Source organism: Pseudomonas sp. HB05 (assembly GCF_016756915.1).
Lineage (GTDB): Bacteria > Pseudomonadota > Gammaproteobacteria > Pseudomonadales > Pseudomonadaceae > Aquipseudomonas > Aquipseudomonas alvandae.
In genome coordinates this window covers 326548-352120 of the sequence record NZ_JAESPG010000002.1, presented here as the reverse complement: position 1 = coordinate 352120, position 25573 = coordinate 326548, and the positions used below count along the sequence as shown (strand labels likewise).

Below are 25573 nucleotides of genomic sequence, written 5' to 3'. Positions count from 1 at the left end.
TAACACCGCGCCCCATCAAGCTGGTGCCCGAGGCGTATCGGACGGCGACTCACCAAACAGTGCCCGGTAATGGGCGGCGAAGTGACTCAGGTGGAAAAACCCCATCGCCACGGCGATCTCGCTGACATTCAGTGCGGCCGCACGGGTGCTGATCAACCGTCGACGCACGGCGTTGAGCCGCAGGTTGCGCAGGTACTCCACCGGACGCATACCGGTGACGGCCTGGAAGCTGTTCTGCAGGGTCCGGCGGCTCACGCGCAGTTGCTCGCACAGATCCAGGATGCTCAACGGTACTTCGGTGCTGGCCATGACCATTTCCTGGCAGCGCTTGACCAGGTAGGCATTGACGGCAACGTTGCCGCGACGTCCACGCGCCTCGTCCGAGGCGTGGCAGAACAGATCGAGGAACGCATTGAGCAGCACGTCTTCGAGGATTTTTTCCATGACCGGATTGACCGCGTCCGCTTGTTCCAAAAGGTGACGAAACAGCGGTTGGATCTGCTGCTGGACCCTTGACAGCACCGCTTCATCCACGCTGATTTGCGAAACGCTCTTCAAGCGCTTGAGCTGCTGGTCCGGCAATTCATACGCCGCCAGCTTGGCGAAACGCACCGTGTCGACGTTGGCCGCGAAGAAGTGCGTGCCTTCCGGGGCGTGCAAGACAAAATCCTCGCCATCGCGCAACAGCACGACACTATGGGCGCCGACTTGGTGCCCTTGGACCACCGGCGCGTTGCCCAGCGACAGGGCAATGCACAAGCGCCCTTTCGGCGCGCTGCCGCGTTGCACCACGCGCTTGTCCAGCACCTCCTGGAAGATCTGGAAGCGCTCGGCGCACACCTGCCGCAATTCGCTGGACAGGCAGCCACGGCCCAGTTGGTCGTAGACCTGCTGCCAGCCCAGGATCGAACCGGCGTGCTGCTGGGGATCATGGAAAGTACGGACTTCGGCAAACATGATCGTTGTTCCTCGGTGGAGCTGTGCTTATTGTCCGATGCTGATATCCAAAGAAATCGATTAACCCGTGGCGAGGGAGCTTGCTCCCGCTGGGCTGCGAAACAGACCCCTTTTCTGTGAGCGCTTCGCACTCAAGCGGGAGCAAGCTTCCTCGCCACGGGCTCATCGCGTCCTTGAGAGAATTGTTCTTATCGCTGGAAAAACAAAGCCAGTTCCATGCCAAGCATGTGCAAGCGGTATTCAGCGGTCTTGATGTCCAACGGTGCCAATAACGACCCGGAAAGCACCACCTGCCCCGCCTCAACGCATTGCCCCTCCGCCAGCAATCGCCGGACCAACCAACACAGGTTCGCCACCGGCGTGTCCTCGCGCGCCAGGACGTTTCCTTCGCCGCACGCCGCCCCGTCGCATTCCAACCGATAATTCACCTGGGACAATTGATCAGGAGTGAACCTCACCCGTGGCCCCAGGCAATAAAGCCCCGCGGCGGCATTGTCGGCGAGAAACGCCCCGACGCCGAAACGCCAGCCCTGCCACCGGCAATCGGCAATTTCGAATGCCGGCGCGATCTCGGAGATGGCGGCGAGAATATCCTCATCGCTATAGAAACCCGGCACCAGCGCGCGCCCCAGGACAAACGCCAGTTCGATTTCCAGCTTCGGCTGGATCAACCGTGCAAGCGGCACCGTACCGCCGGGCTGCAAGGCCATGGCGTCGGTCAACGCGCCCAACACTGGTTCGTCAATGCCAAAACGCTCCTGCGCCGCGCGGCCGGCAAAGGCGACTTTCCACCCCGTCAACCGGTCGCCAACGGCCTGGCGCCGGCGCAATGCCTCGCGCTGCAAGGCATAACCCGCCGACACGTCGTAAGCCTCTGGCGCCAACGACGGTAACGGGTGTGCGGTCCGCCCGGCGTCATGAAGCCGCACCAATAGATCGTCTTCGCGCCTCATGACAATTGCTCCGCCAACTTGCGCAAGACACCGTCGAGCCTCTCCGGCGTGGTGATCGCCGCGACAAACCGATCCGGCCGCACTACCACGATGCAATCACGCACCTTGGTAAACCACTCGCCCAGGCGATTGTCGACGTCTTCGATGCAGATGGCGCCGCTGGCCGACAAGGGTTGGTTGCGCCCCACACCGCTGCGCGAGCGATTGATCTGGATGAAGCGCGTACCCCAGCGCGCCCAGTAGGCGGCGGTGTCTTCACCCAGGTGCGCCGCGGGATTGACCCGATAACCGAGCACCGCGTACGAGTGTCCCAGCACGTCGTCCAGATGCCGGCGCTGTCCCTGGGCGTCTTCCACGGCCGGCTGGATGAACAGTTGCCCGACCAGATCATCCTCGTGCAGCTCGGCACGCTCGTGATAGACCAGACCCTTGGTGATGGTCGCCTTGGGTTTGAATTTGAATTCGAGCAAGTGCGAGCGAAGGTTGTCGACGCTGTTCACGGCCTGGAACAGCCAGTCCCGCACGCCGGCCATCAGCGGGTTGGTCAGCCCCAACACCGCGCCCATGTTGTCGGCCAGCGCAATGAGATCCGTGGCATGGCCGCGACGCTCCTGGTCGTAGCTGCCGAGGATCGACGGCGACGCCCGGCGCTGGAGAATCGCCGCCAGCTTCCACGCCACGTTGACCACGTCCCGCAGCCCCGAATTGAGCCCCTGCCCGGCCCACGGCGGGGAGATGTGCGCCGCGTCGCCCACCAAGGCCACGCGACCTTCGACGAAACGCGCCGCCACCCGGGAATTGTGGGTGTAGGCGCGGATCCGAATGATTTCCAATTGATCGACCGCATCGCCGATGTGGCCCCGGATCAACGTGCGGATCGTCGTCTCTTCGCACATGAGGGCCTCGTCCTCGCCTTCCAGCAGCATGAACTCCCAGCGCCGCTGCTGGTACGGCAAATAGATGCAGACGAAAGGCCGCTGGGGATCGGCGTGCAAGGCCGTATAAGGCGCATCCAGGGTGTCGTTGGCGGTGTCGACCACCACCCATTTGCGCGGATGGGTCAGCCCCAGCAGCTCGATGCCGAGTTTCTTGCGCACGTTGGAACGCCCGCCGTCGGCGCCGATCACATACTGCGCCTGCAGCTGATACAGCTCACCCTGGGCATCGCGCACCTGCAAGGTCACGCCCTGCTCGTCCTGTTCCAGCTCAAGCATTTCATGGCCTTGGCGCAACTCGACACCCGAATGCCTGCCCAACTGCTCGCGCAAAGTCCCTTCAAGCAACTGCTGCATGAAGATGTTGCGCATCGGCCAGCCGTAGTGGGCCGTGCTCGGCTTGACCTCGGCAAAGCACACACCGCGTGCGTTGTAGTAACGCAGCGGCACGTTGCAGATCATGTCCCGCGCAGCCAGCTCCGCGATGCCGATGCCTTGCAGCACGCGCAGCGCTTCGTCGTCCATGCCCACCGCCCGGGGATACGGCAGGATGCCCTCGGCCAATTCGAGGACGATGCAGTCGATGCCGTACAGCCCCATGTAATGCGCCGCCGTGATCCCGTTCGGGCCGCCGCCCACGATGACGACCTGGGTTTTGTCCTGCTTCATCGCTATCCACCGCTTTATTGTTGTAATTGCAAGAGTTGGCCGCGCAGGTAATCCGCGACGACCTGGTTGAACACTTCGCTCTGGTCGTCATGAACATAATGGCTGGCGTCGGCGATTTCCGCTGTCTGCACCTGCGCATTGGCCTCCCGCATCGCCTCCAGGGTTGCCGATGGGAGAAAATCCGAACGCGTGCCACGAATGAACAGCGTCGGGCAATCCAGCGCCCGCACCGCTGGCCACAAGTCAGTCGGCGTAATGCTCAGGCGCGCCTCGGCGATGCCTTTCTGGTCGTGACGCCATACGATGCCTTCCGGCGTTTGCTTCATGGAATAGGTCAACCGCGACGCCAGGCCGTCGTCCGACAAGCCCGGTCGCGATTGCCGCCAGAATTGCGCGGCGCTGTTCCAGTCTGGAAAGACCAGCGGCGTCTGGCGCATCTCCCGGCGGATGCGCTCGGCGCCCTCGCCGCGGATCGACGAGCCGGGGCCGATGTCCTCGATCACCAGCGCTCGCAGCCGTCCGGGATTGAGCCGGGCGTATTCCAGGGCGTTGGTGCCGCCGAGGGAATGCCCCACCAGGACAAAACGCTCCAGCTCCAGGTGCGCGACCCAATCCTCCAGGTCGCTCACATAGGCGTCGGTGCGATAGCTGGAAGCCTCGGCCCAATCGCTCTGGCCACGGCCGCGCTGGTCCAGGGCGAAGCAGCAATAACGCTCGCCCAGCGCATCGGCCAGGGGCGCCCAGGTCTGGGCATAGGAACGCAGCCCGTGCAGCAGCAAGACCGGAACGCCGGATGGGTTGCCCCAGCGCAGGTAATGCAGGCGCATCCCCGATCGGTTGGTGAAAAACTGGCTGTTTTCGGACATTGGTCATTCCCCTCGATCAGCGCGCCTCAGTACAGGCCGTCATTGCCCTTGACGTCCGCCGCCTGCAAGCCGCCCAGGCGCGCATGCAAACGCCCGCGTGTGGCGAAGGCCCAGATGATGACCAATTCGTCCGCCGCCGGACCGTCGCCGAACGACAGCGAAATGCTGTCGTAGTGGGAACGGACATACAGCGCGTCCTTGTGGGCCAGCGGCACGTCGATGGTCACGCCAGGCCCGCCACGCTTGCCGGTGGACGGCACCCAGGACTTGCCGCCGCCCAGCGCAACCCGGATCGGATCCGCCGCCGGGTTGGTCAGCAACGCATTGCCATGCTCGTATTCGCCCTGGCTACCCACCAGGCACGCCTTGCCGTAGCTGACGATCTCGCGCTGCCCAGCCATTACCCGAATGCGTCGGCCAAACTCCTGGCCCAACAACGGCGAAGGCTCGACCAGCTCCGCCAGGCTTTCGCTGAAGCGTCCGGCATACGGGTTGGCGATCACCGCACCAATGGCGTACTTGAACAGCGGCTCGCCATCGGCCAACTGGCCGGTTTCGTTGGCCAGGGTTTCCTCGACGAAGCTGTACCATTTGCGGATGTGATAGCTGGCGAAATTCGCGGTTTTCATGACAGAAGCCTCATTCAAAGTGGATCGAGATCGAAATGCCGGCTGGGGGCGCCAGCGGCCTTGAAGCGGGCCTTGCCGCGCGCGTCGTCGTGTTCGGACTCGAGGAAGAATTCCATGCGGTTGCCATCGGGGTCGTTGAAATACACGCCGTTGCCGATCTCGTGATCGGTGATCTTCACCACCTCGACGCCCTTGCTCAGCAACATGCCGTAGAGCTTGCGCAAGGTGGTCATATCCCCGGCGATCTCCAGCCCGTAGTGCTGCAACCCCAGGCCGCCCTGATGCGCGCCGGGCGCTGCTTGGATCAGCGCGATGTCGTGGTGCTTGGCACCGAACGCCATCATGATCCAGCTTTCACCCCGGGCGCTTTCATGCATGCCCAGCACGTCGGCGTACCAACGTGCCGACACTTCAGGGTCGCTGACGAACAGCGACAGATGAGTACGAACGACTTCGACTTTCATCGCGCGGTACCTCAGTTCTTCTTGACGATGGATTGGTGCCCAGACTTGATCTGCGCCACGGCGGGCGTCCAGAGCACATCAGCGATTTCGCTGAACTCACGCCACTGCTTCTGCCAGCCGTCGCCACCGTTCTCGGAAGTGAACAGGTGGCCGTACTTGGTGCCAGCGACAATCTGCCGAGGATTGGCCGGGTTCAAGGCAATCGCCCAGACACACGAGTTGGGCTGCTGCGGCAGCGGCAGCACTTCCCAACTGATGGCAGCGTCCCTCGACACCAGGACTTTGCTGGTCGTGCCCGGGGTGCCGTCGGAGATGCTCAGGTAGAGGGTGTCTTCGCTGCCCAACGGCGCGTTCATGGCCCGTACGTAATACAGGCCGAAGGTTTCCCGGGCGATGATGCCGGTCCAGGTCTGCCCTTCGTCGAGGCTGCGGTAGACGGCGTTGACGCAGACCACCACGATGACTTTTTGCCCGTGGTTGGGCAGCACCAGGATGTTGTGCACGTCCGAATTGAAATCCCACAGCAGGCGGTCATCGACACGGGTCCAGCTATCGCCACCGTCGCGACTGTGAAACAACCCGCCCTCTTCCAGGCCGAACCAGAGCTGGTTGCGATCCGTCGGGTCGTAGGCGAAGGCCAGCAAGCGCGGCCGGCTGACGCCGTCGCAGAACTCCGGGATCTCCACCGGGGCACGGTCCCAGCTTTCGCCGCCGTCGAGGGTGCGCCACAGCACGGCGCGGGAAGGCGCGCCGGTGCCGACAAAAATGCGCTGGGCATCCTGGGGATCCACCGCGACTTTCCAGACGGTCTGCCCGTTGAATGGCGAACCCACCTGCTGCCAATGGCCGCCGGTATCGCGGCTGACGCACAGGCCGATATCGGTGCCGGCATAGATCACTTCAGGCGTATCGGGATGGACACTCAGGGACCGGGTGATCGCGTCGAATTCCAGGTCCTGGCCCAGGCCCAGGCGATGCCAGGTGCGGCCATCGTCGGCACTGCGGATGATCGCCTGCCCCACGGTGGCGACCAAAAGGGTTCCGTTACTCATCACGGGTTGCTCCTCAAATGAAGATGCCGCGGGTCAAGCCGCCATCGATGCCAATGGACTCCCCGGTCACGGCGCCGGCCTTGGGGGATGCAAGGAAGCCGATCAGCCAGCCCATTTCGATGGGCGCCAGGGTGCGCCGGATCGGCGTCGCGTCGATGTAGCCCTGCTCCACCTGCGCGGGCGTCTTGCCCTGCTTGACGCCTTCGCGTTCATACAACTCCTGGATGTGCGGGGTGTCGACCACGCCGGGGTGGATCAGGTTGACGGTGATGCCGGCGGGGCCGAGTTGATCGGAGAGGGTCTTGGTCATGTGGGCGATGGCCAGGTTGCGCATGCCCGAGAGGACCTTGCTGCCGCGCCCGGTCAGGCCACCGATGTTGATGATCCGTCCGAAGCCACCAGCCTTCATGTGCGGGGTCACGGCCTTGGCGCAGCGGAAATAGCCGATCACTTTGGTGTTGAGGTCCGAGAGCAATTCATCATCGCCGGCATGTTCGATGTCGTTGCGCACCACACCGGACGGGGCGGCGGCGCCGTTGACCAGGATGTCGATGCGACCGAAGTGCTGGTGAGCGGCCTCGACCATGTCGGACACCGCCGTCATCTGGTTGGTGTCACAGAACAGCGGCAATACCTCGTTGCCGGTTTGCGCAGTGATTTCCTCGGCGGCCTGCTGGAGGTATTCCATGCGCCGCGCGCAGATCACCACCTTGCAGCCTTCCTGGGACAGGAAGCGCGCGACTTCCTTGCCGATGCCCATGCCACCGCCGGTGACGATCGCGACGCGGCCCTTCAATTCCAGATCCATAGCAGTTCCTCTTGTGATTATTCGGTTCAGGCCAGATCGACGAAGACACTTTTGGTTTCGGTGTAGGCATCGATCACGTTCTTGCTCATTTCCCGCCCCCAGCCGGATTGCTTGTAGCCACCGAAGGGCGAAGCCGGGTCGACGACGTTCCAGCAGTTGATCCACACCGAGCCGGCCTTCAACTGCGCGGCCACGCGATGGGCGGAACGCAAGTCACGGGTCCACAGGCCGGCGGCCAGGCCGTAAGGCGAGTCGTTGGCGCGCAGCACCAGTTCGTCGATGTCGGTCCAGCTCATGACGGTCAGCACCGGGCCGAAGATTTCTTCCCGGGCGACACAGGCGCGCTCGGCGCGGTCGAGAAATACGCTGGGGCGAATGAAGTGGCCGCGTTCAAGGTGGGCCGGTCGGTCGCCGCCGCAAATCAGCTCCGCGCCTTCCTCCTGGCCCCGCTGCAAGTAGCCACGCACCGTGCCCAGTTGCCGGGCCGAGACCAGCGGGCCCATGCTGCTGGCTTGATCCAGGCCGGGCCCGAGCACATGGGCGGCCGCATGGCGCTGGAGTTCTTCAAGTACCTGGTCGAGAACGCTGGCATGCACATACAGGCGCGATCCGGCGGTGCAGACCTGGCCCTGGTTGTAGAAGATGCCATCGGCGGCACCCTTGGCGGCGCGGACGATGTCGGCGTCCGGCAGGATGATGTTGGGGGACTTGCCGCCCAACTCCAGCGAGACCTTCTTCATGTTGCCAGTGGCCGCCTGGGCGATCAGCCGGCCCACCTGGGTCGAACCGGTGAAGGCGATCTTGTCCACGTCCGGATGCTGGGCCAGCGGTGCGCCGGTCTGGGCGCCGAGGCCGGTGAGCAGGTTGACTACCCCGGCCGGGTAACCGGCAGCCTCGATCAATTGCACCAGGCGAATCGCGACGAGCGGCGTCTGTTCGGCGGGCTTGAGCACCGCGACACAACCGGTCGCCAGCGCCGGGCCGAGCTTCCACACGCACATGGTCAGCGGGAAGTTCCACGGCACGATCAACGCGCAGACACCCACCGGCTCGCGCAAGGTGTAGTTGAGCATCGGTGCGCCGCTGGCGGGCGATACGGGCAACGTGCTGCCTTCGATCTTGGTCGGCCAACCGGCGAAGTAGCGAATGATGTTGGCGGCGCTGGCGGCTTCGCCCCGGGCTGTCGCGATCGGCTTGCCGTTTTCCAGGGTGATCAGTTGCGCCAGTTCTTCGCGATGCTGGTCGAGCAGTTCCGCCAGGCGAAACAACAGCACCCCACGCTGGGCCGGCGAATGCTGCGCCCAGGCACCGGTGAAGGCCACACGGGCGGCGGCGACAGCGGCATCCACGTCACGCTCGCCGCCGGCGGCCACCTCGGTCAGGGTGTCTTCAGTGGCCGGGTTTTCCACGGCAAACCGGCGACCATCTGCCGCGTCCTGCCACGTGCCGCCGATAAACAGGCGTCCGGGTTGCGACAGGTACTGCTCGACCGCAGGCAACAGTTGAATCTGACTCATATCCTCTTCCTCACAGCGCCATTTCAATCAGGCAAGGACCACCGTCGGCCTTGGCGTTGGCCAGGGCGCGCTGCAACTCGCCGTTGGTGTGCACGGTGCTGGCCGGCAAGCCGTAGCCTCTCGCCAGGGCCTTCCAATCGATGCGTGGGCGATCCAGCACCGTCAGGCTCAGGGCTTCGGGGCCCAACTCGGTCATGCCGAAGCGGCGCAGTTCGTTCTGCAAGATGGCGTAGCGGTGGTTGGCCGCGATCAGGATCACCACCGGCAATTGCTCCCGGGCGATGCTCCACAAAGTCTGGATGGTGTATTGCGCACTGCCGTCCGATTGCAGGCAGAACACCTTGTTGCCGCGCTCGGCCATCGCGGCGCCAAAGCCCACCGGGATGCCCTGGCCGATGGCCCCGCCGGTGTTGGTCAAGACCCGATGGCGCGCGGCATGGGCCGAGGCGGTGAAGAATGGATAGCCGCACGTCCCGCCTTCCACCGAAACGATGCTGTCGTCCGGCAACGAGGCGGCCAGTACCTGCCCTACCGACTGCGGCGTCAGTTCAGCCTCGGCGGCAGGCAATTCAATGCCCATCGACGTGGGCACATGGGCCGGCGCCTCAAGCGCATCGGCCAACGCGGTGAGCGCCCCGGCCACGTCGTCTCCCACCTCGGCCAAACACAGCAGGCGATCACGCTCGGCCAGCCGGGAGGCAATGCCTTCGTAGCCGAAATAGCTGATGGGTTCGGGGACGCCGGCGCACACCACCGCGTCGTATTGGTCGAGGATCTCGATGGCCACTTCGGGGAAGTACGGCAGGCGATCCAGGTCCGGCAGGCCGCCACCGCGATAACTCATGCGCGGGAAGGTCTCGGCGAACATCCGCACGCCCGCCAACTGGGCCAGGCGCCCCGCCGCTTCCAGGCCTGCGACGGACAAGCCTTGGTCGCCGACGATAAATACCAGGCGCCGGCCATCACGCAGGGCCTGGGCGACCGCCTCGATCCGGTCACCGGCAAAGCGCCGGATCGGCGCCTGCAACGCTGTGAACGCGCTTTCGTTTTGCACGGCATTGGCTTGCAGGTCCATGGGCAGGATCAGGCTGGCGATCTGGCCCTTGGCTTGCCAGGCCGCACGCACCGCCTCTTGCAAATCCTCCCCGACGCCAGAGGCCGTGCGCGACGTGCGCACCCACCCGGATACGCTCCCGGCCAACGCCTGGATGTCACTGGCCAGCGGCGGATCGTAGTTGACGTGCCAGGACGCGTGGTCGCCGATGACGTTGACGATCGGCGTGTTGGCGCGGCGGGCGTTGTGCAGGTTGGCAATGCCATTGGCAAAGCCTGGCCCCAGGTGCGTCAGGGTCATCGCCGGCTTGCCGGCAATGCGCCCGTAGCCGTCGGCGGCGCCGGTGCAGACCCCCTCGAACAACGACAACACCGGCTTGAGGGCTGGCGCGCTGGCCATGGCCGCCACCAGGGGAATTTCGGTCGTCCCGGGGTTGGCGAAGCAGTATTCGATACCGCTCGCCACCGCCGCCTTCACTATCAGTTGCGCACCATTCATTTCCAGCCCTCTTCATCGAGCGTTTGCAATGGCTGAGATTTATCACACAGCGAAATCGACAAAACAAGCTATTTTTTACACATAAACTCGTATTTTGAGATTTATGCGTATTTCAGATGGCTTTATTCCAGCCGATCAACTTGCATTTCTCAGATCTTCAGTTACCGTGACAGCGCGCTACAGACCGACCCTGCGGGCTTTTCATCATCGATGGGTCTACCTATAGTGCTCACCCAAACGGCCACCCACGCGCCACTCCACCCTTTAGGAGCGAAATGAGCAGCCTGAGCAAGATGCTGAGCGTCCTGGACCTCTTCGGCCCGGATCGACTGAAGATCGACCCCGACACCATTGCCGAGCGCATGGGCCTGTCCCGGGCGACCGTGTACCGCTACGTGAAGGACTTGTGTGACGCTGGCCTGCTGGTGCGAGTGGATGCCGGCAGCTACGGCCTGGGGCCGCGGATCATCGAGCTCGACTGGATGATGCGGCAGTACGATCCGATCCTCGTCGCCGGCCGCGAGCTGATGCACGAGCTGTCCGAACGAACCGGCCTGGCGGTGTTCGCCAGCGTTTTCTATGACGGCCACATCATCAACACCTACATCGCCGAGCCCGACGACACCTACCAGTTCTCGTTCGGCCGCGGCCATCCGTTGCCGTTCTTTCGCGGCGCGCAGTCCAAGGTGTTGATCGCATTCCAGAAAGGTCGCCGCTTGCAGCGCCTGTTCGAAGAACACCTGGCCAACGAGCCCGACAATCCCTATGACTGGCCGGGTTTTTCCAAGGCGACGAAAAAGATCCGCAAGGACGGCTATTGCCTGACCCACGACGAACTCAACCAAGGGCTGACCGGTATCGCGGCACCGATCATCAACCCCGGACTCGACGAAGTGGTGGGCAGCCTTTCCGCCGTGGGCAGCACCGACAGCTTCAAATTGCTGCGTCAGGAGACCGTGATTGAAATGGTCGTTGAGACTACTCGGCGGATAGCGGAGCGGATGCAGCATCCGCCTGCCATGAGCTAGAAAGCAGGGACGCAGCTCATTCAAGAGAAACGATCCCCCTGTGGCGAGGGGATTTATCCCCGTTGGGCTGCGCAGCAGCCCCATACAGGCAACTCAATCTACCTGACACACCGAGTTGTTTGGCTTTTAGGGCCGCTTCGCAGCCCAGCGGGGATAAATCCCCTCGCCACAGGAGTTTTGCCGTCCAGCCCTCTGCCTCAAAACGGCACGGCCACCGTTACCTGGCTGTACACGTTGGTGCCATTGCCCGCCACTTGATTACCCCCTGTCGTTGCATCCCGGTCCGGCTTGTAGAGGCCGATCAGCGGCGTGACGATCAAGTGCTGGTTCACGGCCCACTCGGCATAGAAATCCAGCTCACGGGCATCCAGGTTCAAGGCATTGTCCTTGCGCACCGTGTTGAAATAGAAGTACAGCGCACCGAGGGTCAGGTTCTCCAATGGCGTGGCCTTCAAGCCGACATGGTGAATGCCGGTGTTGCTGTTGAAGGGCCCGGCATAGTTGCCCGCGACCTCGCCCTGGAACCAGGTGCCGTAACCGGTGCTCTGGCCGGTGAACAGCGAGTCCCACTTCTGCGAATAACGGGTGTAGCGATAGGTCAGTTTCGGCGCCCAGGCGATGTCCGCGAAGGTGTAGCCAGCCTCGGCGTACCAGGCGTTCTGCGGGCCGGCGTCCTTGTCCTGCCAGGCGTACTCGAAGGCCAGGCTGGCGTTCTCGATACCAGCGTCGCCTTCACCGCGAATGCTATAGACGTCCATGCCCTTGCGTTGCCGCTGGAAATCGCTGGACCAGCGGTCGTTCACATCAAGGCCATGGATCCAGGTCAACCCCAGTGTCCCGGCCTTGGCGGTGTAGTCCAGCGTGCCGGCAGCGAGTTCGGTTTCGGCCTGGGCGCGGTTGTCCGATTTAAGCCACACCACGCTGCCATGCAGGCCATCCTGCCCACCGAGGCGCAACACGGCGGTTTGATCGAACGCGTGCCGTGCAGCGAGGTAATAGGCGCCGCCACGATTCAAGCGCCCGTCGGCCGGGCCTTTGCCCAGGTTCGGCCCATCATCGTTGATCAGGAATCCCCTGCCCAACTTGACGATTTGGCGTCCGCCGGAAATATCGACACCATCCTGCCCCAGCAGCGGGAACAGATCGGCGGAGCGCCAGCCCAGGTAAGCGTCCTCGATTTTTGTCGTGCGCTCGCTGCCCAGCGTGTTGCCGGCCGCGTCGCCATCGCCCCAAGTGGCGGAGCTGACCAGGCTGAAGGCGCCGTAGGCGGTGCCCTGGCCGGCGAGGCCCTGGTCGCCACTCACGCCATATTTGATGAAGCCTTCGCGCCAGGTCGAACCGCCCGGCCTGCCGTCATAATTCTTGCGGCTGTTGAAGTGGCCGAACACCGCCAGCAGGTCGGCGTTGAGGTGAGTGTCGTCATCGGCATACAGCTCGTAAGCCTGGACCTGATTGGCGGCATAGAACGCCAACGTGCAGGCCAGGCCACTGCCGAAAAATCCCATACGCGATAGAGACCGCATGGCTTGAACTCCTTGAGGTGCGCCTTGACAGGCTGTTTTTATATTGGGAAGCCGGCACCGCAAACGGCACCGGCTGGCCGGGCTAGCGGCAGTTGGCGAGCGCGTCGTCCAGCGCGCCGACCATCATGCCGGCCTCGTCGGACGTGAGGGTCAGCGGTGGCGACAGGACGATCTTGTTGCCGATCGGGCGCACCAAGACGCCGGCGCGACGTGCATGCTCGGCAATCCGCGACGCCAGGCCGTTGGCCGGGTCCAGCGGTTCGCGAGTGCCCTTGTTCGCCACCAGATCGAGGGCAATCATCAGGCCCTTGCCGCGCGCTTCGCCGACCAGTGCATGGCGTTCGGCCAACGGCTGCAGTTGCTCCAGCAACTGGGCGCCAACCTTGCCGGCGTTGCCTGGCAAATCCTCGGCCTCGACGATGTCCAGCACCGCCAGCGCTGCGGCGCACGCCGTCGGGTGTCCGCTGTAGGTGTAGCCATGCATGATCACGCTGGTGAAACCCGGGCCGTTTTCGATGGCATCGACCATGCGCTGGTTGAACACCGTGGCGCCCATGGGGATGTAACCGGCGGTGATGCCCTTGGCCAGGCACAACACGTCCGGCGCGATGCCCCAGCCGCGACTGCCGAGCATGCAACCGGTGCGGCCGAAGCCGGTGACGACTTCATCGGCGATCAGCAGGATGCCGTGGCGATCGCAGACTTCGCGCAATTTTTTCCAATAATCGGCGGGGGGTACGATCACGCCGCCGGCGCCCTGCACGGGCTCGGCGATCAGCGCCGCGATGGTCTGCGCGCCGAGCAAGGCGATCTGGTCTTCCAACTGGCGAATGCAGTGGGCGGTCAATTCCTGCGGGTCACGGCAGTCCCAGGGATTGCGGTACAGCCACGGCGTATCGAGCAGATGGCAACCGGCCAACAGCGGCCCATGGTTGTAGTGATAGACGCCGTTGCCGCCCACGGAGGTGCCGCCCATGTGCACGCCATGGTAGCCATTGCGCAACGACAGGAAGCGCGTGCGCCCCGGCTCACCGCTAGCGATCCAGTACTGGCGGGCCATTTTCAGGGCCGTCTCGACCGCGTCCGAACCGCCGGAACTGAACAACACCCGCGCCATGTCTTCCTGGGCGAACATCGACGTGAGTCGTTCGGCCAGATCGAACACCCGAGGGTGGGCGATACCGTCGAAAGTCTGGTAATACGCCAACTCGTCCATTTGCGCGGCAATGGCCGCCTTCACTGAAGCGCGGTTGTGCCCCACGTTCACGTTCCACAAGCCGCCGACTCCATCGAGCATGCGGTGGCCGTCGATATCGGTGATGTAGTTACCGTCGCCACGGGCGATGACCAATGTCTTGGAGCGGTTGGCCGGCGCCGATGAGCTCATCGGGTGCCAGAATTTCTTTTGTGCCGTCTTGTAGTGCTCGTACATGGTTGCAGTCCTCACTGTGTTTCACGCTTGCGTACGTACAGCAGTTGCTGGCCGGTGAATTCCAGCAACCCTTCAAGGCCGAACTCGACGCCGAACCCGGACATCTTGCTGCCACCAAATGGCGTGTTCGGTTGGATCTGCGCATGGCAGTTGACCCAGGCCACGCCGCTTTCAAGGCGACTGGCCAAGGCCTGGGCCTGGTCCACATCGCTGCCCCAGACCGAACCGCCCAGGCCCATGTCGCCAGCGTTGGCGCGGCGCAGGACATCCTCGACGTCCTGGTAGGCAATCAGCGGCAACACCGGGCCGAACTGTTCTTCGTCCACCAGGCGCTGGCCGTCGCTGACATCGGCGACGAGGGTCGGCGGATAAAAGAAACCCGCTCGGTCCAGGCGCGCGCCGCCACACAGCACACGCGCGCCCTGGTTCCGGGCATCCGCCACCAGTGCTTCCACCAGCGCCAGTTGTTCAGCGTTTTGTACCGGACCGAAGGTGACCTCCGGCTCCAGGCCGTCGCCAACGACCTGGCGCGCGGCGATGAGTGTCAGTGCGTCGGCGAACGCCTCGTATTGGGATTGGTGCACGTACAGGCGCTTGAGGGCGGCGCAGGTCTGCCCCATGTTGAGAAAGGCCGCCTGGAAAATCTCTTCGGCCACCGCCTCGACCGACGTGCCGGGCAGGACGATGGCAGCATCGTTGCCGCCCAGCTCCAGCGTCAGGCGTTTGAGATTCGCCGCAGCACCGCGCATCACGCTCTGGCCGGTGGCTGTCGAACCGGTGAAGACAATTTTCTGGATACCGGCGTGGGCCGTGATCGCGCTGCCAAAGCCCTGTTCGCCGGTCACGACATTGATCACGCCCCGGGGCACATGACAGGCGATGATTTCCACCAGGCGCAGAGTGCTCAGGGGCGTCAGGCTCGACGGCTTGCTGATCACGCAATTGCCGGCTCGCAGCGCCGGCATGATGTGCCAGACGGCAATCATGAACGGCCAGTTCCAGGGCGTGATCGAGGCGACGACGCCCAAGGGCTTGCGGTGCAGCTCGATGCGCTGGGTCGGGGTTTCTTCCACCAGCTCCACCGGGATCTGTTGTTCGGCGGCATAACGCGTCCAGGCCGCCGCGCCCATGACTTCAGAAAACGCCAGCGCCAGCGGCTTGCCTTGTTCGAGGACGATGAGCCGGGCCAGCGCGTCGGCGTCCTGCTCGATGTCCGTCGCAATATCCAGCAGACGTTGGCGGCGATCTTCATGGGTACTGTGCCGCCACTCGACAAAGGCCGATTGCGCCGCCTCGACCGCGCGGTCCAGTTGGCCCAGGGAACCGGCCGGGCATCGGGCGAACGCAGCGCCCGTCGCCGGGTTGACCACATCGAAATGGCCGTTTTCGCCGTCGACCCGCACCCCGTTGATGAGCATTTGATAATCGTGCATGGAACCTTCCTTTCACGCGCCGCCGAACCGTCCCGAACGACAGCGCAGTTGTTTTTTGTGTGGTGTGAAGCGCTCGCGTGGCGGCTAGAGCTTGTGGCTACCCAGCGCCGCGAATCGCTCCGGCGAGACCTTGCGCAGACGCACGGCGAGGAACACGCCGACCACCAGCGCGACAGGAATGACGGCGCAGAGACCGTAGGACAGGCGCTGGCTGGCGCCCGTGAGCACATCGAAATGAATCACCGCAAGGGCCAGCACCGCGAGCAAGGCCAGGCACGCAAAGCCTGGAAGAATCCGACCGCGCCAAAGCCCCAGCTTCAATTCCGGGTGGCGCCGGAAGTAGACGAACACCGCCGCCGACGTCAGCGCCATCAGCAGGATCACGCAGAGGGTGGCCAGGTTGGAAAACCAGGCGAACAATTGCAGGATCGGGTCGGCGTCCAGCGCGGCGAAGATCAGCACCACCACGGCGGCGATCAGGCTTTGCAGGACCGAGCCCATGTGCGGGCTCTGGTGCACGCGGTGGGTGGTGCCCAAGCGGCTATGCAGCAAGCCGTCCCGGCCGATGGCATAGAAATAACGCGCCGCGGCATTGTGGAACGCCAGCAGTCCGGCGTAGATGCTGACCATGAACAGCAGCCGGATGATCTGGGTCAGGTGCGGGCCGACAAAGTGATCGGACAGGCCGTAGATGAACGTGGTCGGATCCTGCAGGGCTTGCAGCGTCGGTACGATCTTGTCGGCCCCGACACCCACGATCATCGACCAGACCGACAGCGCATAAAAACCACCGATCAACAGCACGGAGCTGTAGGTGGCGATGGGAATCGTGCGGTGCGGATTCCTCGCCTCTTCTCCATAGATCGTCGTGGCTTCGAAGCCGATGAACGCCGCGAAACAGAACAGCAGGCCGATGGATGGCGTGCCGCTGAAGACGTGGCTGCGGTCGAACGAATCGAGATTGATGCCGCTGTCGCCACCGGTCTTGAGGATGGCGAAATCCAGCGTCAGGATCGCCAGGTACTCGGCGATCACCACCACAGAGAGCACACGAGCCGATAAGTCGATCTTGCGATAACCGAGGATCGCAACGCTCGCCATCGCCAGCAGCGAGTACGTCCACCACGGCAATTCCAGGCCGAAGACACTGGCCATCGTGCCGCTGACCACGCCGCCGAACATGCCGTACAGGCCGACCTGGAGAATGTTGTAGGCAAACATCGCCAACACCCCTGCCGCGCCACCGGCCAAGCCACCCAGGCCGCGAGAGGTGAAGGCGTAGAAGCCACCGGCGTTGGTCATGTGCCGGGACATGGCGGTGTAACCCGCCGAAAAGGCCAGCAACACCAACAGCGCCAGCAGCAACAGCGCAGGTGTGCCGGCGCCATTGCCAAGCATGATGCCGATGGGAAAGCCGCCGGCGATGACACTCAAGGGACTCGCCGCCGATATCACGAAGAAGATGATGAAGCCGACACCCAGTGCGCCGCGCTTCAGCTCCGTCGAGCTGCTGATCGGGAAAGATACGCTCATTGTTCTTGACCTTATTGTATGAGGCAGTGGCTGCTGGATCGGAGTCGGCCAGCTTCACCGGCTTCCAGAATCTTGTTGTTCTGCTTGCACGCTGGTTTCGATGCTATGCCCTTGCCAAAACCCTTCGCTATCCCAAAACGGCAGCATCAAAAGCAGTGCCCCAAAACAGGCCAGCCCCATCAGGGAAGGACATTCCTGTGGCGAGGGGATTTATCCCCGCTGGGGCGCGAAGCGGCCCTAAATGCAGGCAACGCGGAGTATCAGAATACTGAGTTGACTGTTAGGGGGCTGCTGCGCAGCCCAGCGGGGATAAATCCCCTCGCCACAAGGACGTCGGCGCCTTAAGTGAACCGCATGCGCTCAATCTCGGCGCACAACCGCTGCCGATTCGGGATAACGGGGAGGCGCTTCCTGCCGCAAGATAACCTTGCCCACCGTTCAGACAGTGCTGGGCTCAAAACAATAAAAACCCCTAAGCCCAGGAAACCTCAGCATGTTTTTCGCTCGTCTCTCTATCCAATGGCGGATCACCCTTCTGAGCGGCCTGAGCCTGCTGGCAGTTGTCGGGGCACTGACCGGTGCCTCGCTGTATCAGAACCAGCAAGGCGCCACGCTGCTGAAACGGCAAAGCAGCCAGCTACTCGGACAGTCAGCCTTGGAGAGCCTGCAAGCACAGGCCTTGGCCCACGGTCAGCGGGTGGAACGGTTTTTCAGCGAAACGGCGATTTATGGCGAAGGTTTTGCCCAGCAGGTGCTGCAACTGCGCGCCCAGGCACTGAACGGACGATTGACGGCCGCGCAACTGCGCCACGACCTGATTGACCTGACTCGCGAGGCGCTGCTCAAGCGTGAAAAAGTCCTCGGTTTCTATGTCGTGCTGCTGCCCGACGCCCTGGCGACCGAGGATGCCAGCTTGGCCGGACAGCGCGACCTCGCCAGCAACGAAAAAGGCCGCTTTGCCCTGTACTGGTCGCAAAGCCAACCCGGGCACCTGATGCAGGAAGTGCTCAGCGAAGCCCAGATCAGCGCCAACACCGCGCCACCGGGCAGCGAGCCGGAAAACGCCTGGTACGTCTGCCCGCAAAACCAGGGGCATACCTGCGTGACGGAGCCCTACGCGATTGAAGTCGAAGGCAAGCAGACCTTGATGAGCAGCATCTCCATACCACTGCTGGACCAAGGCAAAGTCATCGGCGTGGTAGGCATGGACATCAGCCTCGATACCCTCCAGCAACTCGCCGCCAGCCTGGCGAACGAGCTGTATCCCGGCCACAGCGAGGTCAGCATCCTCTCCCCGTCGGGGCAAGTGGCCGGCCACAGCGGCGCCGTGACGGAGGCCTCCATCGACGTGCGCCAAGCCGTGCAGACCGCCGCGGCAAGCCACCCCTGGCAACTGCAGATCCGCGTGCCGGAAGCGCTCGTGCAAGCGCCCGCCTTGCACATGCAGGCGCAGCTCGACGACAAGCATCGCCAGTCGAACTGGTTCAACCTCAGCCTGGGCCTGCTGGCTGCCGGCCTTGGGCTGCTGCTCATCTGGCTCACCGCCTACGGCGTGACACGGCCATTGTTGCGGGTGGCTCATATGCTCGACGCCATTGTCGAAGGTGACGGCGACCTCACCCAGCGCCTGCCCGACGAACGCCACGATGAACTCGGTCAGTTGGCGCACGGCTTCAACCGTTTCCTCGACAAGCTCCAGCCAATCATCCGGGATATCCAGCAAGCGTCCCGGGACACTCGGGACACCGCCGACACGTCTGCGCGGGTCGCCGGAGAAGTCAGCGCAGGCATGCAACAGCAGTACCGGGAAGTCGAATTGGCGGCGACCGCCTTGCACGAGATGAGCGCCAGCGCCCAGGAAGTGGCGCGCCACTCCCACCAGGCTGCCGATGCCGCAACGGTGGCGGAAAATGCCAGCCGATCGGGACAGGAAATGTTCGCCAACGCCGTCAGCAGCATCGACGCCCTCGACCGGCGCCTGGAGGCAACGCTTGGGCAGGTCAAGGCACTGGCGGACAACAGCCAACAGATCAGCCAGGTGCTGGACGTGATTTGCGCCATTGCCCAGCAGACCAACCTCCTGGCCCTGAACGCCGCCATCGAAGCAGCCCGGGCGGGCGAACAGGGACGTGGCTTCGCGGTGGTGGCCGATGAAGTCCGGCATTTGGCGAGCAACACCCAGAATTCCGTCGAGCAGATCCGCACGGTGATCGAAGCCTTGCAGCAGCTGAGCCAGGACGTGGTACTCAGCACCCAGTCGAGCCGGGAACTGGCCAGGGGCAGCGTCGTTCACGTCGAACACACCCATGGCGCGCTGCAGCACATCACCCAGGCCGTGGAAGTGATCGAACAGATGAACCAACAGATCGCCAGCGCGGCCCTGGAGCAAAGCTCAGTGGTGGAAGACATCAGCCACCGCGTCAGCGGCATTCGTGGCATCAGCGAAACCCTGGCCGGCCGGATGCAGGAAGCTTCCCAGGCGAGTCACACGCTGCACGCCATGGCCAACCACCAGCAGGAGTTGGTGGGGCATTTTCAGATTTGATTCCAGGGGCGTTACACAATTTCACAGAGCCGCTACAAAGCTTAACCCCTGTCATCGGCCCGGTTCCCTACCATGGGCGGTTCAATAGTGGGGAAGCACCATGTCCAAGAAACCTGCCGTCACGCTGGGCCTGTTGATCGGTGCGCTGTTGCTCAGCGGCTGTGATGACACCTCGACCTCGGAAGAATCCGCACCGCCGGCCAGCGTGCGTATCGAGACCGTCCAGGCTCGACCGCTGTCCATCAGCAACGAGCTGAGCGGCCGGATTGCCGCACCGCGAGTGGCCGAAGTCCGCGCCCGGGTCGCCGGCGTGGTCTTGCAGCGGGTCTACCACGAAGGCAGCGACGTCAAGCAGGGACAGGTGCTGTTTCGCATCGATCCGGCGCCGTTCAAGGCTGACCTGGACAGTGCCGAGGCGGCGTTGCGCAAGGCCGAGGCCAATGCGTTCCAGGCCCGGTTGCAGGCGCAGCGCTATGCCCAACTGATCGATGACCAGGCCATCAGCGGCCAGGACTACGACAATGCCCGGGCCAACGTGCGCCAGACCGCCGCCGATGTCGCCGCCAACAAGGCCGCCGTGGAACGGGCCAAGCTGAACCTCGGCTACGCCACGGTGACCGCACCGATTTCCGGGCGCATCGGGCGCGCCCTGGTGACCGAAGGCGCACTGGTGGGGCAGAACGAAACCACGCCATTGGCACTCATCCAGCAACTGGACCCGATCCACGCCGACCTTACCCAATCGACCCGTGAACTCAATGACCTGCGCCGCGCCTTTCGCGCCGGCCAGTTGCAAGCGGTCGGCCGGGACCAGGCCAAAGCCACCCTGATCCAGGACGACGGCAGCCCCTATCCGCTGCCCGGCAAGTTGCTCTTCACCGACCTCAGCGTCGACCCGGGCACTGGCCAGATCACCCTGCGCAGCGAGTTCCCCAACCCGGACCTGGACTTGCTGCCCGGCAGTTTCATCCGGGTGCGCCTGGAGCAGGCAGTGAACAGCCAAGGCATCACCGTGCCGCAACGGGCGATCCTGCGCGACAGCGCCGGCATCGCCCAGGTATTGCTGCTGGACGCCGAGCAGAAGGTCAGCCAGCAACCGGTGCAATTGGGCGCCGCTCAGAATGATCGCTGGATCGTCACCGAAGGCTTGAAGCCGGGCGATCGCATCGTCGTCGAAGGTGTCCAGCACGCACGCCCCGGTGAAAAAGTCCGGATCGATGATTCCCCTCTTCCTCTCGCCCAGGCTTCCGGGCCACAGGCAGGACACTAAGCCATGCCGCAATTCTTCATCGACCGCCCGGTGTTTGCCTGGGTCGTCGCGCTGTTCATCCTGCTGGCCGGGATCCTGGCCATTCCACAACTGCCGGTGGCGCAATACCCGGTCGTGGCGCCGCCGCAAATCGAGATCTACGCGGTGTACCCGGGCGCGTCGGCGCAGACCATCGACGAGAGCGTGGTCAGCCTGATCGAGGAAGAACTCAACGGCGCCGACAACCTGCTGTATTTCGAATCCCAGAGCAGCCTCGGCAGCGCCACGATCACCGCGACCTTCCAACCCGGGACCAACCCCGAACTGGCCCAGGTCGATGTGCAGAACCGCCTCAAGGCGGTGGAGTCGCGCCTGCCGCAAGCGGTGACCCAGCAGGGCTTGCAGGTGGACAAGGTCTCCGCCGGTTTCCTGTTGCTGATCACCCTCACCTCCAGCGACGGCAAGCTCGATGACGTGGCGCTCAGCGATTATCTGGCGCGCAACGTGATGAACGAGATCAAGCGCCTGGACGGCGTCGGCAAGGCCCAGTTGTACGGCGCCGAGCGGGCCATGCGGATCTGGATCGATCCGCGCAAGCTGGTGGGTTTCAACCTGACCCCGGCGGACGTCAATGCCGCCATCGTCGCGCAGAACGCCCAGGTCTCGGCCGGCAGCCTCGGCGACCTGCCGAGCCGCAGCACCCAGGAAATCACCGCGACCATCGTCGTCAAGGGCCAGCTCTCGACGCCGCAGGAATTCGCCGACATTGTGCTCAAGGCCAACCCCGACGGTTCGACGGTGCGCATCGCCGATGTCGCGCGGGTGGAAATCGGCAGCCAGGAATACCAGTTCTCCACGCGCCTGAACGGCAAGCCGTCGACTGCCGTGGCGGTGCAGTTGTCGCCGGGCGCCAATGCGTTGAACACCGCCACCCTCGTACGGGCGAAGATGGATGAGCTGGCGCGCTACTTCCCGGCCGGCGTGGAATACAAGATTCCCTACGACACATCGCCGTTCGTCAAAGTCTCGATCACCAAGGTGGTCTATACCCTCGGCGAGGCGATGCTGCTGGTGTTCGCGGTGATGTACCTGTTCCTGCAGAACATCCGCTACACGCTGATCCCGACGCTGGTAGTGCCGGTGGCGCTGATGGGCACCTTCGCGACGATGCTCGCCCTGGGTTTCTCGATCAACGTATTGACCATGTTCGGCATGGTGCTGGCCATCGGCATCCTGGTGGACGATGCCATCGTGGTGGTGGAGAACGTCGAGCGGATCATGGCCCAGGAAGGCCTCTCTCCCAAGGACGCGACGCGCAAGGCCATGGCCCAGATCACCGGGGCGATCATCGGCATCACCCTGGTGCTGGTGGCGGTGTTCATTCCAATGGCGTTCATGCAGGGCTCGGTGGGGGTGATCTACCAGCAGTTCTCGCTGTCCATGGCAACGTCGATCCTGTTCTCGGCGTTTCTCGCCCTGACCTTGACCCCGGCGCTATGCGCGACCTTGCTCAAGCCGATCGCGCCAGGCGATCACCACGCCAAACGCGGGTTCTTCGGTGCGTTCAACCGCGGCTTCGATCGATTCGGCGACCGCTACCACAGTTGGGTGGCCTACGCAGTGAGACGCAGCGGCCGTTATCTGTTGATCTACGGCGTGCTGCTGCTGGGCATGGGCCTGCTGTTCAGTCGCCTGCCCTCCTCGTTCCTGCCGGTGGAAGACCAGGGCTACACCATCACCGACATCCAGTTGCCGCCGGGCGCGAGCAAGAACCGCACGGTACAGGTCGTCGAACAGATCGAGGCGCACAATGCCGGCGAGCCCGGCGTTGGCGACAGCACGGTGATCCTCGGCTTCAGCTTCTCCGGCAGCGGGCAGAACGCGGCCCTGGCGTTCACCACGCTGAAGGATTGGTCGCAGCGCGGCGGCGATGATTCGGCGGCGTCCATCGCCGATCGCGCCAACCAGGCCTTCGGCGCGATCAAGGACGCCATGGTGTTCTCGGTGCTGCCGCCGCCGGTGGACGGCCTCGGTACTTCCAGCGGTTTCGAGTTTCGCTTGCAGGACCGCGGCGGCCTCGGCCATGCCACGCTGATGCAGGCCCGCAGCGAACTGCTCGCCGCCGCCGAAAAAAGCCCGGTGCTGATGAACGTGCGCGAAAGTGCCCTGGCGGAAGCGCCGCAGGTGCAACTGGAGGTCGATCGCAAGCAGGCGAATGCCTTGGGGATTTCCTTTGCCGATGTCGGCGGCGTGCTGTCCACGGCGGTGGGCTCGGCCTACATCAACGACTTCCCGAACCAGGGGCGCATGCAGCGCGTGGTGGTCCAGGCCGAAGGCGACCAGCGCAGCCAAGTGGAGGATCTGCTGAAGATCCACGTGCGCAACAGCAATGGACAAATGGTGCCGCTGTCGGCGTTCGTCCAGGCCCGCTGGACCCAGGGGCCGGCGCAACTGACCCGCTACAACGGTTACCCGGCGGTGAGCATTTCCGGCGAGCCGGCACCGGGCTACAGCACCGGGCAAGCCATGGCCGAAATCGAACGGTTGGTCGCCCAGGGACCAAAAGGCATGGGCCAGGAATGGACCGGCCTGTCGTTGCAGGAACGCTTGTCCGGCAGCCAGGCGCCCATCCTGCTGGGCCTGTCGCTGCTGGTGGTGTTCCTGTGCCTGGCGGCGCTGTACGAGAGTTGGTCGATCCCGACCTCGGTGTTGCTGGTGGTCCCGCTGGGCGTGCTCGGCGCGGTACTGGCGGTGTCGTTGCGCGGCATGCCCAACGACGTGTTCTTCAAGATCGGCCTGATCACCATCATCGGCCTGTCGGCAAAAAACGCGATCCTGATCATCGAGTTCGCCAAAAGCCTGTACGACGAAGGCCACGACCTGGTCGACGCCACGCTCCAGGCCGCGCGCCTGCGCTTGCGGCCGATCATCATGACCTCGTTGGCGTTCATCCTCGGCGTGGTCCCGCTGGCGATCGCCACGGGGGCCAGCTCGGCGAGCCAGCAAGCCATTGGCACAGGCGTGATCGGCGGCATGATCAGCGCCACCCTGGCGGTGGTGTTTGTCCCGGTGTTCTTCGTGGTGGTGATGAAGCGCGTCACGCGTCGCAAATCCGATTGAGGGTTGGCGGCGCTACCTGCCCTTGAACGCTTCCCGACGGGCCGTGCGCTCGGCGAGGAAGCGTTCGCTGATCGACGGTTGCAAGTCCTTGCGTTCCACCGGTACTCCGCAATTGGGGCAAACACTCGCCACCCCCACGTCGTGACCACAGGCGCGATGCACAAAGTGCATCGCCAACCCTTCATCCTCGCCCTTGCACCACGTTTCGCCCCAGGCGCGCAACGCGTAGATCACCGGATAGAAATCCCATCCCTTGGCGGTCAGCTGGTACTCGTAGCGCAGGGGTTTTTCGTTGTAGGGACGACGCTCCACCAGGCCGTCGGCTTCCAATGCCTTGAGGCGCGAGGTGAGCATTTGCGGCGTGGCGCCGGCCTGGATCTGGATCTCCTCGAAGCGTGTCGTGCCCATGTACAACTCACGCAACACCAGGATCGTCCACTTATCACCGACCACCCCAACCGAACGCGCCACCGGGCACACCGTCTCGTTTGTCTCGTCGTGCTTGTTCATCACTTTTCCAGAATCCGCAAAGCCACTATTTTTTTCATAGTAACACGGCGATTGCAGATACGATTCGGCGGTAAAAAATGCGATGTACACCGCTAGATCATTGACTATATGATTTTCATAGTTAGTATTGAGCGTGCCTTTCCCAACCGGAGCATCGAAGACATGACCCAGCCTGTGTACTCCCCGTCCCGAACCGGCCTGCTGCTGGTCGACCCTTATAACGACTTCCTGTCCGAGGGCGGCAAGCTCTTTCCCTTGCTGGAAAAGGTTGCCCAGGACGTTCACCTCCTCGACAACCTGCGCACCGCTGTGGCAGCCGCACGGCAACAAGGCATCCAGGTGTTCTACGTGCCCCATCGTCGCTGGCAACCCGGCGACTACGACAACTGGAACCACCCCAATCCGACCCAACGCCTGATCCAGCAACGCCATACGTTCGCAAAAGGCACCTGGGGCGGCGAATGGCACCCGGACTTCGTGCCGCAGGACGGCGACATCATCGTCCAGGAGCATTGGGGCCAGAGCGGGTTCGCCAATACCGACCTCGATTTCCAGCTCAAGCAACAAGGCATCACCCACGTGATTGTCATGGGTTTGCTGGCGAACACTTGCATCGAGTCCACCGCGCGTTTCGCCATGGAATTGGGTTACCACGTGACGCTGGTGCGCGACGCAACCGCCGCGTTCAGTCCGGAAATGATGCACGCGGCCCATGAACTGAACGGTCCGACATTCGCCCACAGCATCGTCGATACAGGCACGCTCATTTCGACCTTGCAACCGCACTGAAGGACCGCG

Annotated in this window: 20 protein-coding genes and 1 pseudogene; 6 read left to right on the top strand and 15 right to left on the bottom strand. The window is 63.6% G+C overall.

Features of this window, described 5'->3' with window-relative positions:
* Window positions 1-15: 15 nt before the first annotated feature.
* The 10 genes from JMN22_RS04090 to JMN22_RS04045 all read right to left on the bottom strand — a co-directional run bounded on the left by JMN22_RS04090 (window position 16) and on the right by JMN22_RS04045 (window position 10402).
* On the bottom strand, window positions 16-957 hold the full coding sequence (locus JMN22_RS04090) for a helix-turn-helix domain-containing protein (protein WP_198795898.1): 942 nt from the start codon (window positions 955-957) through the stop codon (window positions 16-18).
* Window positions 958-1145: 188 nt separating this feature from the next.
* Window positions 1146-1910, bottom strand: coding sequence for a 2-keto-4-pentenoate hydratase (locus JMN22_RS04085; RefSeq protein WP_198795897.1), 765 nt, complete (start codon window positions 1908-1910; stop codon window positions 1146-1148).
* A complete protein-coding gene (locus tag JMN22_RS04080; RefSeq protein WP_198795896.1) occupies window positions 1907-3514 on the bottom strand; it encodes a bifunctional 3-(3-hydroxy-phenyl)propionate/3-hydroxycinnamic acid hydroxylase in 1608 nt (535 codons plus the stop codon). Before JMN22_RS04080 ends, JMN22_RS04085 begins: the two co-directional genes overlap by 4 nt.
* 14 nt (window positions 3515-3528) lie before the next feature.
* Complete coding sequence (locus JMN22_RS04075) at window positions 3529-4380, bottom strand: alpha/beta fold hydrolase (RefSeq protein ID WP_198795895.1); 852 nt, start codon at window positions 4378-4380, stop codon at window positions 3529-3531.
* Between the two features lie 26 nt (window positions 4381-4406).
* Window positions 4407-5009, bottom strand: coding sequence for an amino acid synthesis family protein (locus tag JMN22_RS04070; protein ID WP_198795894.1), 603 nt, complete (start codon window positions 5007-5009; stop codon window positions 4407-4409).
* Between the two features lie 14 nt (window positions 5010-5023).
* Window positions 5024-5473: a VOC family protein gene (locus JMN22_RS04065; RefSeq protein WP_030141606.1), complete on the bottom strand. Its 450-nt coding sequence runs from the start codon at window positions 5471-5473 to the stop codon at window positions 5024-5026.
* A gap of 11 nt (window positions 5474-5484) precedes the next feature.
* On the bottom strand, window positions 5485-6525 hold the full coding sequence (locus JMN22_RS04060) for a YCF48-related protein (protein ID WP_198795893.1): 1041 nt from the start codon (window positions 6523-6525) through the stop codon (window positions 5485-5487).
* A 13-nt stretch (window positions 6526-6538) separates the two neighbouring features.
* Entirely contained in the window at window positions 6539-7333 is a 795-nt protein-coding gene (locus JMN22_RS04055) for an SDR family NAD(P)-dependent oxidoreductase (RefSeq protein ID WP_030141608.1), read from the bottom strand.
* A gap of 26 nt (window positions 7334-7359) precedes the next feature.
* Window positions 7360-8850 (bottom strand): aldehyde dehydrogenase family protein, encoded by a 1491-nt coding sequence (locus JMN22_RS04050; protein ID WP_198795892.1) that lies wholly within the window; start codon window positions 8848-8850, stop codon window positions 7360-7362.
* A 10-nt stretch (window positions 8851-8860) separates the two neighbouring features.
* Window positions 8861-10402, bottom strand: a complete 1542-nt coding sequence (locus tag JMN22_RS04045) for an acetolactate synthase large subunit (protein WP_198795891.1) — start codon at window positions 10400-10402, stop codon at window positions 8861-8863.
* A 275-nt stretch (window positions 10403-10677) separates the two neighbouring features.
* Here JMN22_RS04045 and JMN22_RS04040 point away from each other — a divergent pair, with 275 nt between their 5' ends.
* On the top strand, window positions 10678-11430 hold the full coding sequence (locus JMN22_RS04040; RefSeq protein ID WP_198795890.1) for an IclR family transcriptional regulator: 753 nt from the start codon (window positions 10678-10680) through the stop codon (window positions 11428-11430).
* A gap of 197 nt (window positions 11431-11627) precedes the next feature.
* Here JMN22_RS04040 and JMN22_RS04035 read toward each other — a convergent pair whose 3' ends face one another.
* The 4 genes from JMN22_RS04035 to JMN22_RS04020 form a co-directional block, all read right to left on the bottom strand.
* Window positions 11628-12953, bottom strand: a complete 1326-nt coding sequence (locus tag JMN22_RS04035) for a hypothetical protein (RefSeq protein WP_198795889.1) — start codon at window positions 12951-12953, stop codon at window positions 11628-11630.
* Between the two features lie 82 nt (window positions 12954-13035).
* Entirely contained in the window at window positions 13036-14385 is a 1350-nt protein-coding gene (locus JMN22_RS04030; RefSeq protein ID WP_198795888.1) for an aminotransferase class III-fold pyridoxal phosphate-dependent enzyme, read from the bottom strand.
* Between the two features lie 11 nt (window positions 14386-14396).
* Window positions 14397-15818 carry an aldehyde dehydrogenase family protein gene (locus tag JMN22_RS04025; RefSeq protein ID WP_030141614.1) on the bottom strand — a complete coding sequence of 474 codons (1422 nt, stop codon included), beginning with the start codon at window positions 15816-15818 and terminating at the stop codon, window positions 14397-14399.
* 84 nt (window positions 15819-15902) lie between these two features.
* Window positions 15903-17351 carry an APC family permease gene (locus JMN22_RS04020; RefSeq protein WP_030141615.1) on the bottom strand — a complete coding sequence of 483 codons (1449 nt, stop codon included), beginning with the start codon at window positions 17349-17351 and terminating at the stop codon, window positions 15903-15905.
* Between the two features lie 493 nt (window positions 17352-17844).
* Here JMN22_RS04020 and JMN22_RS26780 point away from each other — a divergent pair.
* The 4 genes and pseudogenes from JMN22_RS26780 to JMN22_RS04005 form a co-directional block, all read left to right on the top strand.
* Window positions 17845-19038: pseudogene (locus JMN22_RS26780) on the top strand (PDC sensor domain-containing protein); the annotation flags it as partial.
* A 102-nt stretch (window positions 19039-19140) separates the two neighbouring features.
* Window positions 19141-19896 (top strand): methyl-accepting chemotaxis protein, encoded by a 756-nt coding sequence (locus JMN22_RS26775; RefSeq protein ID WP_437127678.1) that lies wholly within the window; start codon window positions 19141-19143, stop codon window positions 19894-19896.
* Window positions 19897-19996: 100 nt separating this feature from the next.
* A complete protein-coding gene (locus JMN22_RS04010) occupies window positions 19997-21166 on the top strand; it encodes an efflux RND transporter periplasmic adaptor subunit (RefSeq protein WP_198795886.1) in 1170 nt (389 codons plus the stop codon).
* A 3-nt stretch (window positions 21167-21169) separates the two neighbouring features.
* Window positions 21170-24265 (top strand): efflux RND transporter permease subunit, encoded by a 3096-nt coding sequence (locus tag JMN22_RS04005; RefSeq protein WP_198795885.1) that lies wholly within the window; start codon window positions 21170-21172, stop codon window positions 24263-24265.
* A 12-nt stretch (window positions 24266-24277) separates the two neighbouring features.
* Here the strand turns inward: JMN22_RS04005 and JMN22_RS04000 are convergent, their stop codons facing one another.
* Entirely contained in the window at window positions 24278-24775 is a 498-nt protein-coding gene (locus tag JMN22_RS04000; protein ID WP_198795884.1) for a winged helix-turn-helix transcriptional regulator, read from the bottom strand.
* A gap of 162 nt (window positions 24776-24937) precedes the next feature.
* Between JMN22_RS04000 and JMN22_RS03995 the strand changes: the two genes are divergently transcribed.
* Window positions 24938-25564, top strand: a complete 627-nt coding sequence (locus tag JMN22_RS03995) for an isochorismatase family cysteine hydrolase (RefSeq protein ID WP_198795883.1) — start codon at window positions 24938-24940, stop codon at window positions 25562-25564.
* Window positions 25565-25573 lie beyond the last annotated feature (9 nt).

Bases quoted from the DNA above. Each gene is read 5' to 3' on its own strand.
- JMN22_RS04090 (WP_198795898.1), bottom strand. From the start codon at position 957: ATGTTTGCCGAAGTCCGTACTTTCCATGATCCCCAGCAGCACGCCGGT.
- JMN22_RS04085 (WP_198795897.1), bottom strand. From the start codon at position 1,910: ATGAGGCGCGAAGACGATCTATTGGTGCGGCTTCATGACGCCGGGCGG.
- JMN22_RS04080 (WP_198795896.1), bottom strand. From the start codon at position 3,514: ATGAAGCAGGACAAAACCCAGGTCGTCATCGTGGGCGGCGGCCCGAAC.
- JMN22_RS04075 (WP_198795895.1), bottom strand. From the start codon at position 4,380: ATGTCCGAAAACAGCCAGTTTTTCACCAACCGATCGGGGATGCGCCTG.
- JMN22_RS04070 (WP_198795894.1), bottom strand. From the start codon at position 5,009: ATGAAAACCGCGAATTTCGCCAGCTATCACATCCGCAAATGGTACAGC.
- JMN22_RS04065 (WP_030141606.1), bottom strand. From the start codon at position 5,473: ATGAAAGTCGAAGTCGTTCGTACTCATCTGTCGCTGTTCGTCAGCGAC.
- JMN22_RS04060 (WP_198795893.1), bottom strand. From the start codon at position 6,525: ATGAGTAACGGAACCCTTTTGGTCGCCACCGTGGGGCAGGCGATCATC.
- JMN22_RS04055 (WP_030141608.1), bottom strand. From the start codon at position 7,333: ATGGATCTGGAATTGAAGGGCCGCGTCGCGATCGTCACCGGCGGTGGC.
- JMN22_RS04050 (WP_198795892.1), bottom strand. From the start codon at position 8,850: ATGAGTCAGATTCAACTGTTGCCTGCGGTCGAGCAGTACCTGTCGCAA.
- JMN22_RS04045 (WP_198795891.1), bottom strand. From the start codon at position 10,402: ATGAATGGTGCGCAACTGATAGTGAAGGCGGCGGTGGCGAGCGGTATC.
- JMN22_RS04040 (WP_198795890.1), top strand. From the start codon at position 10,678: ATGAGCAGCCTGAGCAAGATGCTGAGCGTCCTGGACCTCTTCGGCCCG.
- JMN22_RS04035 (WP_198795889.1), bottom strand. From the start codon at position 12,953: ATGCGGTCTCTATCGCGTATGGGATTTTTCGGCAGTGGCCTGGCCTGC.
- JMN22_RS04030 (WP_198795888.1), bottom strand. From the start codon at position 14,385: ATGTACGAGCACTACAAGACGGCACAAAAGAAATTCTGGCACCCGATG.
- JMN22_RS04025 (WP_030141614.1), bottom strand. From the start codon at position 15,818: ATGCACGATTATCAAATGCTCATCAACGGGGTGCGGGTCGACGGCGAA.
- JMN22_RS04020 (WP_030141615.1), bottom strand. From the start codon at position 17,351: ATGAGCGTATCTTTCCCGATCAGCAGCTCGACGGAGCTGAAGCGCGGC.
- JMN22_RS26775 (WP_437127678.1), top strand. From the start codon at position 19,141: ATGCAACAGCAGTACCGGGAAGTCGAATTGGCGGCGACCGCCTTGCAC.
- JMN22_RS04010 (WP_198795886.1), top strand. From the start codon at position 19,997: ATGTCCAAGAAACCTGCCGTCACGCTGGGCCTGTTGATCGGTGCGCTG.
- JMN22_RS04005 (WP_198795885.1), top strand. From the start codon at position 21,170: ATGCCGCAATTCTTCATCGACCGCCCGGTGTTTGCCTGGGTCGTCGCG.
- JMN22_RS04000 (WP_198795884.1), bottom strand. From the start codon at position 24,775: ATGAACAAGCACGACGAGACAAACGAGACGGTGTGCCCGGTGGCGCGT.
- JMN22_RS03995 (WP_198795883.1), top strand. From the start codon at position 24,938: ATGACCCAGCCTGTGTACTCCCCGTCCCGAACCGGCCTGCTGCTGGTC.